We start from the raw sequence: 14977 nt of genomic DNA, 5'->3' as shown, positions 1-14977 counted from the left end.
TTAGCGGTTTACAGATGTAGATCAACGTTACGGCAGAAAAAATGCCAAATTTTGCTGGGCAGGCGACTAAATATGCAGATTTACCCTCGACGTAGCGCCGGGTGGTGCCTATTATGCATAGGTTTCGCAATTGACAGGGGGAAGAGAGAATGCGCGCAGCGTTTTGGGTAGGATGTGCCGCTTTATTGTTATCGGCATGCAGCAGTGAACCCGTTCAGCAGGCCACCGCCGCACACGTTTCGCCGGGGATGAAGGCCGCCATGTCCAGTTCTGGCGAGGCAAACTGCGCCATGATTGGCGGGTCGCTCTCCATTGCACGTCAGCTGGATGGCTCCGCTATCGGCATGTGCGCCTTGCCAAACGGCAAACGCTGCAGTGAACAGTCGCTCGCCGCCGGCAGTTGCGGAAGTTACTGATTACTCCACACGCTTAAACATCAGCGTCTTTTCCGCGGTAGTGAGCGTCAGCTGGTCCTCGGTGAGGTCCACCTGCGCGCCCTGGCGCAGCATGGTGGTGATGGCCTGATCCAGTTCGTTACGCTGCGCATCGGCGCAGAGCTTGCGGGTCATGGTCATCTCTTTTACCTTCAGCTCCCCTTCGGAGAGCTTACCCTCGCCGCTGAAGCGGTTACACATCACGCCGGAGACCGCCAGCTTCTCGCCAAAGCGGATTTCAGGCGCCACCGCGCCGGGCGTGACCGCTGCGCCATCCACATTTTCCAGGACAAAGCGGTGTCCCTCGAGCTGTTCAGGCTGGACGGAGGCTTTGCCAGGGTTCACGCAGCCGGTGAGCGCCAGACTCAGCAGGCACAGCGCAGATAACTTTTTCATCATACTTCTCACATAATTCCAGTGAATCTATATCGGAATTTTCAAAGATAACATGAATAAAGTCATTGGATTTTATCTGAAAAAGGGGCGAATCAGTGCGCCTTCATCCCGGCGGCGGTCATTAAGAGACGAAAGAACATGCCAACCGCTGCCAGCGCCAGCACGCTGGCTCCCCAGATAATCACCATCCACATCACGCGTTTCCATACCGGTTGCTGCATCACGACATTTCCTCTTTCCATTTCCACTCATCCAAGTGTAGCCAGGAATGGCCCCCGCCGGATTATCGCGGGAGGGAGAATCGCGACCTATAACAGTGCACACAATTGCCGAATTTTTTCGCACCTGATATGTTCACGGAACGCCGATGCCAGATAAGGAGAATCTAATGAAAAAATACCAGCGTCTGGCCCAGCAGATTATTTCGCAAATCGAACTTGGTGTCTGGCTGCCCGGCGAGAAGCTCCCTTCGCTGCGCGAGCAGGTGGCCAGCAGCGGCATGAGCTTTATGACGGTCAGCCACGCCTACCAGATGCTGGAGAGCCAGGGACGTATCGTGGCGCGTCCCCAGTCCGGCTATTATGTCGCCGCGCGTCCCGTCGAGCCGCAGCCCGCGCCGCCGGTGCAGGTGATGCGGGATGAGGCGGTGGATATCAACACCTATATCTTTGACGTGCTGCAGTCGAGCCGCGATCCCGCCGTGGTGCCGTTTGCCTCCGCCTTTCCCGATCCGCGCCTCTTTCCCCTGCAGCAGCTCACGCGCTCGCTGGCGAACGTCAGTAAAACCGCCACGGCCATCAGCATTATTGAAAACCTGCCGCCGGGCAACGCCGGGCTGCGCCACGCCATCGCCCGCCGCTACGCCCGCCAGGGGATGAATATCTCCCCGGATGAGATAGTGATCACCGCCGGGGCGCTGGAGGCGCTCAACTTAAGCCTGCAGGCGGTGACCGAGCCGGGCGACTGGGTGATTGTGGAAAATCCCTGCTTTTACGGCGCGCTGCAGGCGCTGGAGCGGCTCAGGCTCAAGGCGCTCTCGGTGGCGACCGACGTGCGCGAGGGGATCGATCCTGAGGCGCTGGAGCAGGCGCTCAAAACTTATCCGGTAAAGGCCTGCTGGCTAATGACCAACAGCCAGAACCCGCTCGGCTTTACGCTCAGTCCGGAGAAAAAAGCGCGGCTGGTGGCGCTTCTTACCCGCTATAACGTCACGCTCATCGAGGATGACGTTTACAGCGAGCTTTACTTTGGCCGGGAAAAACCGCTGCCCGCCAAAGCCTGGGATCGGAATGACATGACGCTGCACTGCTCCTCCTTCTCCAAATGCCTGGTGGCGGGCTTTCGCATCGGCTGGGTGGCGGCGGGCAAACATGCCCGGCGCATTCAGCAGCTGCAGCTGATGAGCACGCTCTCTACCAGTACGCCGATGCAGCTGGCGCTGGTGGACTATCTGGCGACGGGGCGCTACGACGCCCACCTTCGCCGCCTGCGCCGCACCCTGGCCGAACGTAAGCAGCAGGCGTGGCACGCCCTGATGCGCTATCTTCCGGCCGGGGTCAAAATCCATCACAGCGACAGCGGCTATTTTCTCTGGCTGGAGCTGCCCGCGCCGCTGGACGCCGGGCTGCTTCGCGAAGCGGCGTTACGCCACCAGATCAGCATCGCCCCCGGGAAGATGTTTTCCACCTCCGACGTCTGGACGCCGTTTTTCCGTTTTAATACCTCCTGGGCGTGGGAAGAGCGTGAGGAAGAGGCGGTCATTAAGCTGGGGGAATTAATTCGCGCCATGTTAAATCGCTAAAAGCCATATTTAGCGAGCCTCTTTTAAAAGCGGATAAATAAAAAAAGCTTATCCCATTAACCGCGCCATATTATTTCCGTGCGGCAGTCATAGGAAATGCGCATACCCGCAGGTGGCGGCTAACTCCTTGTCTATAATCCAGTTAAACCGGAATGCGCCCTCGGTCACAACCTGATGAAAATTCCCGACTCGCCAGTGTGCGGGGGATTTGCGCGGTCTACGTTTATCAAGGGAGATATTTTTCCGGCACGGCTGCCGCTAAATTTGATTGCGACAGGAGTAACCCCTATGAGCAAAAAATTTGCCCGCAGCAGCCTGTGCGCGCTCGGCATGACCATCATGACGGCGCAGGCCGCCGAGCCGCCGACGGCGATCGGCGATGGAGAGGGCAGGCTCGATATTATCGCCTGGCCGGGGTATATCGAGCGCGGCCAGACGGATAAAAACTACGACTGGGTGACCGCGTTCGAAAAAGAGACCGGCTGTCAGGTCAATGTCAAAACCGCCGCTACCTCCGATGAGATGGTCAGCCTGATGGCGAAAGGGGGCTACGATCTGGTGACCGCCTCCGGCGACGCCTCCCTGAGGCTGATCATGGGCAAGCGCGTGCAGCCGATTAATACCGCTTTAATCCCTAACTGGAAAACGATCGATTCGCGGGTGGTCAACGGCGAATGGTTCAACGTCGGCGGTAAAGTCTACGGCACGCCATACCAGTGGGGCCCCAATCTCCTGATGTACAACACCAAAACGTTCCCCACGCCGCCCGACAGCTGGGAGGTGATCTTTAAGCAGCAGACCCTCCCGGACGGTAAATCGAATAAGGGGCGCGTGCAGGCCTATGACGGCCCGATTTATATTGCTGACGCCGCCCTCTATGTGAAAGCCACTCAGCCGGAGACGGGCATTACCGATCCTTACCAGCTCACCGAAGCGCAGTATACGGCGGTGCTGAAGGTGCTGCGGGATCAGCACGCCCTGATCCACCGCTACTGGCACGACACCACCGTGCAGATGAGCGATTTCAAGAACGAAGGGGTGGCGGCCGCCAGCGCCTGGCCCTATCAGGCCAACGCTCTGAAGGCGGAAAATCAGCCCATCGCCACCGTCTTTCCCAAAGAGGGTGTCACCGGCTGGGCCGACACCACCATGCTGCACGCCGAGGCGAAACACCCTATGTGCGCCTACAAATGGATGAACTGGTCGCTCACCCCGAAAGTGCAGGGCGACGTGGCGGCCTGGTTCGGTTCGCTGCCGGCGGTGGCGGAGGGCTGCAAGGCGAGCACTCTGCTGGGGGCGAAAGGGTGTGAGACCAACGGCTACAGCCATTTCGACAAGATCCTCTTCTGGAAAACCCCCGTTGCGCAGGGCGGGAAATATGTTCCCTACAGCCGGTGGACGCAGGATTACATCGCCATAATGGGCGGGCGCTGAGCAGCCAGGAGCGGAAGATGAGCTACGCGGTAGAGTTAACCGATGTCTCCCGTTTGTATGGTGAGGTGCGGGCGGTGGATGGCGTCACGATTAACATTCGCGACGGGGAATTTTTCTCCATGCTTGGCCCCTCCGGCTCCGGCAAAACCACCTGCCTGCGCCTGATCGCCGGCTTCGAGCAGCTCAGCGGCGGAACCCTCACCCTCTTTGGCAGGCCGGCAAGTGGGCTGCCCCCCTGGGAACGCGATGTGAATACCGTTTTTCAGGACTACGCACTCTTTCCGCATATGTCCGTTCTCGATAACGTCGCCTACGGGCTGATGGTCAAAGGGGTGGATAAAAAAACGCGCCAGCGGGCGGCGCGCGAGGCGCTGGGGCTCGGCTTTGCCGACGCGCGCAGGCCCTCTCAGTTGTCGGGCGGCCAGCGCCAGCGGGTCGCCATCGCCCGCGCGCTGGTCAACCGTCCGCGGGTGCTGCTGCTGGATGAGCCGCTGGGCGCGTTAGATCTCAAGCTGCGCGAGCAGATGCAGTCGGAGCTGAAAAAGCTCCAGCAGGAGCTGGGGATCACCTTTATTTTTGTCACCCACGATCAGGGGGAAGCGCTCTCCATGTCCGACCGGGTGGCGGTCTTTAACAACGGGCGTATCGAGCAGGTGGATACGCCGCACGCCCTGTATATGCGCCCGCGCACTCCGTTTGTCGCCAGCTTTGTCGGCACCGCTAACGTCTTCGATCCGCAAACCGCCCGGCGCATTTGCGCGATGGAAGGAACGTACTCGCTCCGCCCGGAACATATCCGTCTTAATCAGAGCGGCGAGGTGCAGATGCAGGGCATAGTGCAGGCGGTACAGTATCAGGGAGCGGCCACCCGCTATGAACTGAAGCTCGCGGATAATACCCGTCTGCTGGTAAGCCAGGCTAATCCCGGCAGCGGCCCGCCCGCCGCGCTGACGCCAGGCGAACAGGTGACCGCCTCCTGGCCGCGCGAGGCGATGGTGTTGCTGCAGGAGGAACGATAATGGTGGATGCTGACGCCCTGTCGCCGCGCCCCTCCGGCCCGAGCGCCTTCTTCTGGCGCAGGCCGTCGCTGGGCCTCTTCCTGCTGCTGCTCGGGCCGCTGATGTGGTTCGGCATCGTCTATCTGGGATCGCTGCTGACCCTGCTCTGGCAGGGATTTTACACCTTCGATGACTTCACCATGTCGGTGACGCCGGAGCTGACCTTCGCCAATCTGCTGGCGCTCTTCAGCCCGGCCAATTACGACATTATCCTGCGCACCCTGGTGATGGCGGTGGCCGTTACGCTGGCCAGCGCGCTGCTCGCCTTTCCCCTGGCGTGGTATATGGCGCGCTATACGCGCGGCGCCTGGAAAGCTTTCTTTTATATCGCCGTGATGCTGCCGATGTGGGCCAGCTATATCGTCAAGGCGTACGCCTGGACGCTGCTGCTGGCGAAGGATGGCGTGGCGCAGTGGTTTTTAAACCATCTGGGGCTGGCGCCGCTGCTGGGGTCGGTGTTGACCCTGCCGGGAATCGGCGGCAATACGCTCTCCACCTCCGGGGTGGGCCGCTTTTTGGTCTTCGTCTATATCTGGCTTCCCTTTATGATCCTGCCGGTGCAGGCGGCGCTGGAGCGACTGCCGCCGTCGCTGCTGCAGGCTTCGGCGGATCTGGGGGCGCGCCCGCGCCAGACCTTCCGTCATGTGGTGCTGCCGCTCGCCGTCCCGGGCATTGCCGCCGGGTCGATTTTCACCTTCTCCCTGACGCTGGGGGATTTTATCGTGCCGCAGCTGGTGGGGCCGCCCGGCTATTTCATCGGCAATATGGTCTACTCCCAGCAGGGAGCGATCGGCAATATGCCGATGGCCGCCGCCTTCACGCTGGTGCCCATTGTGTTGATTGCCCTCTATCTGGCGCTGGTGAAGCGTCTGGGAGCCTTCGATGCGCTCTGAACGCTCGCCGCTGCTGCTAAAACTCGCCGCCTGGGGCGGGGTGATTTTTCTGCATTTCCCGCTGGCGATTATCGCTGTCTACGCCTTTAACACGGAAGAGGCGGCCTTTAGTTTTCCGCCGCAGGGCTTCACGCTACGCTGGTTTAGCGTGGCGGCGGGGCGAAGCGACATTATTCAGGCCGTGACGTTGTCACTTCAGATAGCCGCCTGCGCTACGATTATCGCGCTGCTGCTCGGCACGCTCGCCGCCGCCGCGCTCTGGCGCAGCGACTTCTTTGGCAAAAATGCCATTTCCCTGCTGCTGCTTCTGCCGATTGCGCTGCCGGGGATCATTACCGGGCTGGGGCTGCTCACCGCGTTTAAGACGGTCAGCCTCGAACCCGGCTTTCTTACCATCGTCATCGGGCACGCCACCTTCTGCGTGGTGGTGGTGTTTAACAACGTCATCGCCCGCTTCAGGCGTACCGCCTGGAGCCAGGTCGAGGCGTCGATGGATCTTGGTGCCACCGGCTGGCAAACCTTTCGCTATGTGGTGCTGCCGAATCTGGGGTCAGCGCTGCTGGCCGGGGGGATGCTGGCCTTTGCGCTGTCGTTCGATGAAATTATTGTCACCACCTTTACAGCGGGGCACGAGCGCACGCTGCCGCTCTGGCTGCTGAACCAGCTGGGACGCCCGCGCGATGTGCCGGTCACAAACGTGGTGGCGCTGCTGGTAATGCTGGTGACAACCATCCCCATTCTGGGGGCCTGGTGGCTGACGCGCGACAATGAGACCGTCGCGGGCGGAAAATAAGGGGAGCAGACAATGCAGACGTTAATGTTGATAAAAGGTGAACTGGTGGCTGGCGAGGGGGAAAAACAGCCGGTCTACAATCCTGCCACGGGCGAGCTTCTGCTGGAGATTGCCGAGGCTTCGCCCGCCCAGGTGGACGCGGCGGTGCGCGCCGCCGACGCGGCGTTTCAGACCTGGGGCCAGACCCCGCCGAAAGCAAGAGCGGAGGCGCTGCTGAAGCTTGCCGACGCCATAGAGCGTCACGGCGAAGATTTCGCGCGGCTGGAGTCGCAGAACTGCGGCAAGCCGCTGCACTGCGCCATCAATGACGAGATCCCGGCGGTGGTGGATGTTTTTCGCTTCTTTGCGGGCGCGGCGCGCTGCCTGAACGGTCTCGCCGCCGGAGAGTATCTGGAAGGACATACCTCCATGATTCGCCGCGATCCGGTAGGGGTGGTCGCCTCCATCGCCCCCTGGAACTATCCGCTGATGATGGCCGCGTGGAAGCTGGCTCCCGCGCTGGCGGCGGGCAACTGCGTGGTGCTCAAACCCTCGGAGATCACGCCGCTGACGGCGCTTCTGCTGGGCGAGCTGGCACAGGAGATTTTCCCTGCTGGGGTGATCAATATTCTTTTTGGACGCGGGAAGACGGTGGGCGATCCGCTGACCGGGCATGAAAAGGTACGCATGGTCTCGCTCACCGGCTCTATTGCCACCGGGGAACATATCATCAGCCACACGGCGTCATCCATAAAGCGTACCCATATGGAGCTGGGGGGCAAGGCGCCGGTCATTGTCTTTGACGATGCGGATCTCGATGCGGTGGTGGAAGGGGTGCGCACCTTTGGTTTCTACAACGCGGGGCAGGATTGTACCGCTGCCTGCCGTATCTACGCCCAGCAGAACATCTGCGACGCGCTGGCGGAGAAGCTCGGCGCCGCGGTTGCCAGCATTAAGATGGGCGATCCTGACGATCCCGCCACTGAACTGGGGCCGCTCAGCTCCGCAGCCCATCTGGCCCGCGTCAGCCAGGCGGTGGAGGAGGCCAAAGCGCTGTCGCATATTAGCGTAGTGACCGGCGGCGCGAGGGGCGAGGGTAAGGGGTACTACTTCCAGCCCACGCTGCTGAAAGGGGCGAAGCAGGAGGATGCCATCGTCCAGCGGGAGGTTTTTGGTCCGGTCGTGAGCATTACCGCCTTTAGCGATGAAGAGGAGGTGCTCGCCTGGGCAAACGACTCGGATTATGGGCTGGCGTCATCCGTCTGGACGCAGGATGTAGGCCGCGCCCATCGCGTCAGCGCCCGGCTGCAGTATGGCTGCACCTGGGTGAACACCCATTTTATGCTGGTAAGCGAAATGCCCCACGGGGGGATGAAGCGCTCCGGCTACGGGAAGGATATGTCGGTCTACGGGCTGGAAGATTACACCGTGGTGCGGCATGTGATGATAAAACATTAACATCTGGCCCATGTGAGCCTGGCTACGCGCGTTGAGTATGTAAATGAGAAGGGTGCCCCCGAATATCGATATCGCTCAATCGGATGAGGCCTACATCACGACACTGAATGGCGAGATTACTCTGAGATGCCGTTCACCGCTCGTGATGAGTTTATGGCGCTGGTCCCCGGAAAAGTCTTTGGATTGCTGACGGAACAGGAGGACGGCAGGCTTCTGCAACTAACCACCACAGCGCTGAACAAACTGCACGCTGAGGCTTAAAAAAATGCCCCTTTACAGGGGCAAAACAATGAATAAAAACTTATTTGAAAGGTAGGAAGAACACCACAAGAAACAGTGGCAAAACTGTTTCCTCTGGTTAAGAAAAGATGCTCTTCTTCAAGGCTTAAGACAATGTCCTTTTGAGGATGAGGTCATGCAAAAAGGAGTTGCTCAGCTCAATCTTTTTGACGACAACGCGCCACGCGCCGGCAGCGAGAGGCTAATGGCAGAGGCAGGAGTAAAGCGGCACGTTGCAAATTAGAAGGAGCTAAGCAAAGTTTTGGTGGTGGGGTATGATCGGGGCAAAAAATTAGCGTAAAACAACTCAAAGCCTTATAAGGCAGTGATTCGTCTTGCGCTAACGCTTTGGTTTTATCTGGCTTCTTACTTACATCAACTCAGTTTGTCAAAAAGATGCCGCGCATGATGATAAAGCTTTAATTTGATACCTAAGCGCTTGTAATAGTCTTAATGTTACAGCTTTTTCATAGCATCCGTGAGGATATAAAAAATCACGATCTGAACGCATAAACATAAAAATTAGGCCCGTTAACGAACAAGAATATGTTTGCACCATGCGACAATCATTGTTCCAAACAATGAGTTCCATCGAGGTGCACATGTTGAAACGTATGACCTATTTTGAGAAGTTTTTCATGCCCGCTTTGTCGATCTACCTTGAAAACTGGCCGCTAACGGTATCAGATAGTAAATATGGTCTGCTATTGGCTATCATTACAATCGCAATTGATAAAAACGTTTCAAACCAGCTTCAGATTTACTCATTAGCTTTCATAAAGGTTTTTATATGTTCGCGAGTATAAAAAGTTACTTTTGGTAAGTCCATTAGTATGCTGATAACGATTTTATCGGTTAGGCTGCCCTCTGGTGGCCTTTTTTATTGCAGAGACACGGGAGTTACCATCTGGAAGCCTCGTTGTTCTAACCAGCCCGAGAGCTGGGCCCAGTTTTTAGGGGGCACGAAGCTTTTGATTCAAGAGATTCTGTGGAAAATTACGTATCCGTTCTCCTGACGACTCAAGCAGGCTTTTTTTCTTCAGGTCGATACCTTGTTGCGCCTATGCCAGAGGCGTCTGGTGTGATGAGTCAGACTGACGCTATAATCCCCCTTTATTCAGCAGATTCAGAAGAAGATGACAAAACTCACCTTACAGGAGCAGATGCTCAAAGCAGGGCTGGTCACCAGCAAGAAAATGGCGAAAGTACAGCGCACGGCCAAAAAGTCACGCGTGCAGGCGCGCGAGGCCAGAGAGGCGGTGGAAGAGAATAAAAAGGCCCAGCAGGAGCGCGATCGGCTGCTTAATGAGCAGCAAAAGCAGGCGGTGTTAGCCAAAGAGCTGAAAGCTCAGGTGAAACAGCTGATAGAGATGAACCGGATAACGATTGCCCGGGGCGATATCGGCTTTAACTTCACCGACAATAACCTGATCAAAAAAATCACCGTCGATAAAGTCACTCAGGCGCAGCTGATCAATGGCCGTCTGGCGATTGCGCGTCTCGCGGGGGAGAACCCGAACGAAAGCAGTTACGCCATTATTCCGGCTGTGGTCGCGGATAAAATTGCCCAGCGTGACGCGGAATCTATCGTCTTACATAGCGCCCTGACGCAGGAAGCCCAGGATGAGGACGATCCGTATGCCGACTTTAAGATCCCTGACGATCTGATGTGGTAAAAACCTCCCACCGGGCGGTGGGAGGCGGGTCATTATGCTGCGACCAGGCTGTCGATCGCCGCTTTGGCGTCGGATTGCGCTTTGGTCGCCATTTCCGGACCGTAGGCGATCCCTTCCGCGAACACGAAATTCACGTCGGTAATGCCGATAAAGCCGAGGAAAATAGTCAGGTACGGCGTCACCAGATCGGTGGGGGTATCTTTATGGATACCGCCGCGGCTGGTCAGCACGATAGCACGCTTGCCTTTCACCAACCCTTCCGGGCCGTTTTCGGTATAGCGGAAGGTGACGCCCGCGCGGGCCACCAGGTCAAAGTAGTTCTTAAGCTGCGTCGAAATATTGAAGTTATACATCGGGGCGTTAATCACGATCACGTCATGCGCCTGCAGTTCAGCAATCAGCTCATCAGAGAGCGCCAGCGCCTCCTGCTGACGCGGTGTCAGCGGCGCATCGCTCGGACGCAGCGCGCCAACCAGCTCACCGTCCAGCACCGGAATCGGGCTGGCAGCCAGATCGCGTACGGTGATTTCATCAGCGCTATGCTGTTCGCGCCATTGTTCAACGAAATAGTCGGAAAGCTGACCAGACTGTGAGTACCCTGCCAGAATACTGGATTTAAGAACTAATACTTTGCTCATGGGTGATTCCTTGGTTGTATTTGATGGGGTGGCCCCGTTGCTTGTTGACACTCTATTCACAATTCTGCTGCAGAGATAGCGCAATATATCGAAGTCTGTGTTCGAATTTTTTGAATAAGGCGCTAAAAGGGGTCACGTGGTACACTATAGCTATCATTAAAAAGAGATTTTATTTGGCAGTGCACTGCCCGCTAACGCTATGACAGAACAACAAAAATTAACCTTCCCGATGCTGATGCAGCAACTTGATACGCTGATGCTTCGCGATAAACAGCGCTTCACGCGCCGTCTGCACGGGGCGAAAAAGGTTAAAAATCCTGATGCACAACAGGCCATTTTCCAGGAGATGGCGCAAGAGATTGAACAGGCGGCAGGGAAGGTTCAGCTGCGCGAAGCGTCGCGTCCCGAGATCACCTACCCGGAAAACCTCCCGGTCAGCCAGAAAAAGCAGGCCATTCTTGAGGCGGTGCGCGACCATCAGGTTGTTATCGTGGCGGGGGAGACCGGTTCCGGTAAAACCACTCAGCTGCCGAAAATCTGTATGGAGCTGGGCCGCGGCGTTAAGGGGCTGATTGGTCATACCCAGCCGCGGCGTCTGGCGGCGCGTACCGTGGCGAACCGTATTGCGGAAGAGCTGCAAACGGAGCCGGGCGGCTGCATCGGCTACAAGGTGCGCTTCAGCGACCATGTCAGCGATAACACGATGGTTAAGCTGATGACCGACGGGATCCTGCTGGCGGAGATCCAGCAGGACCGGTTGCTGATGCAGTACGACACCATCATTATTGATGAGGCGCACGAGCGCAGCCTGAACATCGACTTTCTGCTCGGCTACCTGAAAGAGCTGCTGCCGCGCCGTCCCGATCTGAAAATCATCATCACCTCCGCGACCATCGACCCGGAGCGCTTCTCCAGACATTTCAACAATGCGCCAATTATTGAAGTTTCGGGCCGGACTTATCCGGTGGAGGTACGCTATCGTCCGATTGTTGAGGGGGATGAGGATACCGAGCGCGACCAACTGCAGGCTATTTTCGATGCCGTGGACGAGCTGGGTAACGAAAGCCCGGGGGATATCCTGATCTTTATGAGCGGCGAGCGCGAAATCCGCGATACCGCCGACGCGCTGAGCAAGCGCGACCTGCGCCACACGGAGATTTTGCCGCTCTATGCGCGGCTGTCGAACAGCGAACAGAACCGCGTATTTCAGCCGCACGGCGGGCGGCGTATCGTGCTGGCGACCAACGTGGCGGAAACCTCGCTCACCGTGCCGGGCATTAAATATGTGATTGATCCGGGTACGGCGCGCATCAGCCGCTACAGCTACCGTACCAAGGTTCAGCGTCTGCCGATTGAGCCGGTGTCGCAGGCCTCGGCCAACCAGCGTAAAGGGCGCTGCGGTCGTGTGTCGGAGGGGATCTGTATTCGCCTCTATTCCGAGGACGATTTTCTCTCGCGCCCGGAATTTACCGATCCGGAAATTCTGCGCACCAACCTGGCCTCCGTTATTTTGCAGATGACCGCGCTCGGGCTGGGCGATATCGCCGCGTTCCCCTTTGTGGAGGCACCCGACAGACGCAACATCCAGGACGGGGTGCGCCTGCTGGAAGAGCTTGGCGCGATTACGACCGATGAACAGGCCACCGCCTACCGGCTGACGCCGCTGGGCCGCCAGCTGAGCCAGCTGCCGGTAGACCCGCGTCTGGCGCGCATGGTGCTGGAAGCGCAAAAACATGGCTGTGTGCGCGAGGCGATGATCATCACCTCCGCGCTCTCCATTCAGGACCCGCGCGAACGTCCGCTTGAAAAACAGCAGGCGTCGGACGAGAAACACCGTCGTTTCCACGATAAAGAGTCGGACTTTCTGGCGTTTGTGAACCTGTGGAACTACATCGGCGAGCAGCAGAAAGCGCTCTCCTCAAATCAGTTCCGCCGCCAGTGCCGCGTCGATTTCCTCAACTACCTGCGCGTGCGCGAATGGCAGGATATCTATACCCAGCTGCGTCAGGTGGTGGAGGAGTTGGGGATCCCGGTCAACAGCGAGCCGGCGGAGTACCGCGAGATTCACATCGCGCTGCTGACCGGTCTGCTCTCCCATATCGGCATGAAGGATGCAGATAAACAGGAGTTCACCGGCGCGCGTAATGCACGCTTCGCTATCTTCCCGGGTTCCGGCTTATTCAAAAAGCCGCCTAAATGGACCATGGTGGCGGAGCTGGTGGAGACCAGCCGCTTGTGGGGACGTATCGCCGCGCGCATCGACCCGGAGTGGGTGGAGCCGGTAGCCCAGCATCTGCTGAAACGCTCATACAGTGAGCCGCACTGGGAGCGGGCGCAGGGGGCGGTGATGGCGACGGAGAAAGTGACCGTCTACGGCCTGCCGGTGGTGGCGGCGCGTAAGGTCAACTATAGCCAGATCGATCCTGCCCTGAGCCGCGAACTCTTTATCCGCCACGCGCTGGTGGAGGGTGACTGGCAGACGCGTCACGCGTTCTTCCGCGAAAACCTGAAGCTGCGCGCCGAGGTGGAGGAGCTGGAGCATAAGTCCCGCCGCCGTGACATCCTGGTGGACGATGAGGCGCTGTTTGAGTTTTATGACCAGCGCATCAGCCACGACGTCATCTCCGCCCGCCACTTTGACAGCTGGTGGAAAAAGGCGAGCCGCGAGACGCCGGATCTGCTCAACTTCGAGAAGAGCATGCTGATCAAAGAGGGCGCCGAGTCGGTCAGCAAGCTCGACTACCCGAACTTCTGGCATCAGGGCAACCTTAAGCTGCGTCTGACCTATCAGTTTGAGCCCGGCGCCGACGCCGATGGCGTGACGGTACATATTCCGCTGCCGCTGCTCAATCAGGTAGAGGAGAGCGGTTTTGAGTGGCAAATTCCCGGACTGCGCCGCGAGCTGGTGATCGCGCTCATAAAATCGCTGCCAAAACCGGTGCGCCGTAATTTCGTCCCGGCGCCTAACTACGCCGAAGCGTTTTTAGGCCGCGTGACGCCGCTGGAGATGCCGCTGCTGGACGCCCTCGAGCGCGAGCTGCGGCGCATGACCGGCGTCACCGTTGACCGCGAAGCGTGGCACTGGGATCAGGTGCCCGATCATCTGAAAATCACCTTCCGGGTGGTGGATGAGAAGAATAAAAAGCTGAGCGAAGGCCGTTCCCTGAGTGAGCTCAAAGAGGCGCTGAAGGGTAAAGTGCAGGAGACCCTCTCCGCGGTGGCGGATGATGGCATCGAGCAGAACGGGCTGCATATCTGGAGCTTTGGCGATCTGCCGGAACGTTACGAGCAGAAGCGCGGCAACTATAAGGTGAAGGCGTGGCCTGCCCTGGTGGACGAGCGCGACAGCGTGGCGATCAGGCTGTTTGACAATGAGCAGGAGCAACAGCACGCCATGTGGCGCGGGCTGCGGCGCCTGCTGCTGCTCAACATCCCGTCGCCGATTAAATATCTGCATGAGAAGCTCCCCAACAAGGCCAAGCTGGGTCTCTACTTTAACCCCTACGGGAAGGTGCTGGATCTGATTGACGACTGTATCTCCTGCGGCGTAGATAAGCTGATTGACGAGGCGGGCGGGCCGGTCTGGACCGAGGAGGGCTTTGCCGCCCTGCATGAAAAAGTGCGGGCGGAGCTGAACGATACCGTCGTAGAAATTGCGAAGCAGGTGGAGAAGATCCTGACCGCCGTCTTTAACATCAACAAACGGCTGAAAGGGCGCGTGGATATGACCATGGCGCTGGGGCTGTCGGACATTAAGGCGCAGATGAACGGCCTGGTCTACCGCGGCTTTGTCACCGGTAACGGTTTCTCCCGTCTGGGGGATACGCTGCGTTATCTGCAGGCGATCGAAAAACGGCTGGAGAAGATGGCTGTCGATCCGCACCGCGACCGAGCGCAGATGCTGAAGGTGGAGAGCGTTCAGAAGGCGTGGCAGCAGTGGTTTAACAAGCTGCCGCCCGCGCGCCGGGACGACGATGACGTGCAGGCGATCCGCTGGATGATCGAGGAGCTGCGCGTCAGCTTCTTTGCCCAGCAGCTCGGCACGCCATATCCCATCTCCGACAAGCGAATCCTTCAGGCGATGGAGCAGATTTCAGCGTAAAAAAACGCCGGGTGGCGCTGCGCTTACCCGGCCTGC

General features: G+C 58.4%; 12 protein-coding genes and 1 pseudogene. 10 read left to right on the top strand and 3 right to left on the bottom strand.

Annotated elements, in window-relative coordinates; all coding sequences use genetic code 11:
- The first annotated feature begins 149 nt into the window (after positions 1–149).
- Positions 150–416: a putative hemolysin gene (locus BN3796_RS15325; RefSeq protein ID WP_061709216.1), complete on the top strand. Its 267-nt coding sequence runs from the start codon at positions 150–152 to the stop codon at positions 414–416.
- On the opposite strand, the gene hslJ is transcribed toward BN3796_RS15325, so the two are convergent.
- Complete coding sequence (gene hslJ / locus BN3796_RS15320; protein ID WP_061709253.1) at positions 417–830, bottom strand: heat shock protein HslJ; 414 nt, start codon at positions 828–830, stop codon at positions 417–419.
- A gap of 92 nt (positions 831–922) precedes the next feature.
- A complete protein-coding gene (locus BN3796_RS15315; protein ID WP_061709215.1) occupies positions 923–1051 on the bottom strand; it encodes a DUF2474 domain-containing protein in 129 nt (42 codons plus the stop codon).
- Positions 1052–1218: 167 nt separating this feature from the next.
- On the opposite strand from BN3796_RS15315, the gene BN3796_RS15310 reads away from it, so the two are divergent.
- The 8 genes and pseudogenes from BN3796_RS15310 to BN3796_RS15275 all read left to right on the top strand — a co-directional run bounded on the left by BN3796_RS15310 (position 1219) and on the right by BN3796_RS15275 (position 10201).
- Positions 1219–2631: an aminotransferase-like domain-containing protein gene (locus tag BN3796_RS15310; RefSeq protein WP_061709214.1), complete on the top strand. Its 1413-nt coding sequence runs from the start codon at positions 1219–1221 to the stop codon at positions 2629–2631.
- A gap of 288 nt (positions 2632–2919) precedes the next feature.
- A complete protein-coding gene (gene ydcS, locus BN3796_RS15305; protein ID WP_061709213.1) occupies positions 2920–4065 on the top strand; it encodes a putative ABC transporter substrate-binding protein YdcS in 1146 nt (381 codons plus the stop codon).
- 17 nt (positions 4066–4082) lie between these two features.
- Positions 4083–5084 (top strand): ABC transporter ATP-binding protein, encoded by a 1002-nt coding sequence (locus tag BN3796_RS15300; protein WP_061709212.1) that lies wholly within the window; start codon positions 4083–4085, stop codon positions 5082–5084.
- Complete coding sequence (locus tag BN3796_RS15295) at positions 5084–6016, top strand: ABC transporter permease (RefSeq protein WP_061709211.1); 933 nt, start codon at positions 5084–5086, stop codon at positions 6014–6016. The genes BN3796_RS15300 and BN3796_RS15295 overlap by 1 nt, the downstream gene beginning before the upstream one ends.
- Positions 6006–6809, top strand: a complete 804-nt coding sequence (locus BN3796_RS15290; protein WP_061709210.1) for an ABC transporter permease — start codon at positions 6006–6008, stop codon at positions 6807–6809. The genes BN3796_RS15295 and BN3796_RS15290 overlap by 11 nt, the downstream gene beginning before the upstream one ends.
- A gap of 12 nt (positions 6810–6821) precedes the next feature.
- Complete coding sequence (gene patD, locus BN3796_RS15285) at positions 6822–8246, top strand: aminobutyraldehyde dehydrogenase (protein WP_061709209.1); 1425 nt, start codon at positions 6822–6824, stop codon at positions 8244–8246.
- A 421-nt stretch (positions 8247–8667) separates the two neighbouring features.
- Positions 8668–8736, top strand: a pseudogene (locus BN3796_RS21035) (hypothetical protein); the annotation flags it as partial.
- Positions 8737–9661: 925 nt separating this feature from the next.
- Positions 9662–10201: a DUF2058 domain-containing protein gene (locus BN3796_RS15275; protein ID WP_061709207.1), complete on the top strand. Its 540-nt coding sequence runs from the start codon at positions 9662–9664 to the stop codon at positions 10199–10201.
- A gap of 32 nt (positions 10202–10233) precedes the next feature.
- Here the strand turns inward: BN3796_RS15275 and azoR are convergent, their stop codons facing one another.
- Positions 10234–10839 (bottom strand): FMN-dependent NADH-azoreductase, encoded by a 606-nt coding sequence (azoR, locus tag BN3796_RS15270; protein ID WP_061709206.1) that lies wholly within the window; start codon positions 10837–10839, stop codon positions 10234–10236.
- Positions 10840–11038: 199 nt separating this feature from the next.
- On the opposite strand from azoR, the gene hrpA reads away from it, so the two are divergent.
- A complete protein-coding gene (gene hrpA, locus BN3796_RS15265) occupies positions 11039–14941 on the top strand; it encodes an ATP-dependent RNA helicase HrpA (RefSeq protein ID WP_061709205.1) in 3903 nt (1300 codons plus the stop codon).
- The last annotated feature ends 36 nt before the right edge of the window (positions 14942–14977 follow it).

It is taken from the genome of Pseudenterobacter timonensis (assembly GCF_900021175.1).
Taxonomy (GTDB): domain Bacteria; phylum Pseudomonadota; class Gammaproteobacteria; order Enterobacterales; family Enterobacteriaceae; genus Enterobacter; species Enterobacter timonensis.
This window is presented reverse-complemented; position numbering and strand designations above follow the sequence as displayed.

Excerpts from the sequence above, each read along its gene's own strand:
- azoR (WP_061709206.1), bottom strand. The coding sequence starts at position 10,839 with ATGAGCAAAGTATTAGTTCTTAAATCCAGTATTCTGGCAGGGTACTCA.
- BN3796_RS15290 (WP_061709210.1), top strand. The coding sequence starts at position 6,006 with ATGCGCTCTGAACGCTCGCCGCTGCTGCTAAAACTCGCCGCCTGGGGC.
- BN3796_RS15275 (WP_061709207.1), top strand. The coding sequence starts at position 9,662 with ATGACAAAACTCACCTTACAGGAGCAGATGCTCAAAGCAGGGCTGGTC.
- BN3796_RS15325 (WP_061709216.1), top strand. The coding sequence starts at position 150 with ATGCGCGCAGCGTTTTGGGTAGGATGTGCCGCTTTATTGTTATCGGCA.
- patD (WP_061709209.1), top strand. The coding sequence starts at position 6,822 with ATGCAGACGTTAATGTTGATAAAAGGTGAACTGGTGGCTGGCGAGGGG.
- hrpA (WP_061709205.1), top strand. The coding sequence starts at position 11,039 with ATGACAGAACAACAAAAATTAACCTTCCCGATGCTGATGCAGCAACTT.
- BN3796_RS15315 (WP_061709215.1), bottom strand. The coding sequence starts at position 1,051 with ATGCAGCAACCGGTATGGAAACGCGTGATGTGGATGGTGATTATCTGG.
- ydcS (WP_061709213.1), top strand. The coding sequence starts at position 2,920 with ATGAGCAAAAAATTTGCCCGCAGCAGCCTGTGCGCGCTCGGCATGACC.
- BN3796_RS15300 (WP_061709212.1), top strand. The coding sequence starts at position 4,083 with ATGAGCTACGCGGTAGAGTTAACCGATGTCTCCCGTTTGTATGGTGAG.
- BN3796_RS15295 (WP_061709211.1), top strand. The coding sequence starts at position 5,084 with ATGGTGGATGCTGACGCCCTGTCGCCGCGCCCCTCCGGCCCGAGCGCC.
- BN3796_RS15310 (WP_061709214.1), top strand. The coding sequence starts at position 1,219 with ATGAAAAAATACCAGCGTCTGGCCCAGCAGATTATTTCGCAAATCGAA.
- hslJ (WP_061709253.1), bottom strand. The coding sequence starts at position 830 with ATGAAAAAGTTATCTGCGCTGTGCCTGCTGAGTCTGGCGCTCACCGGC.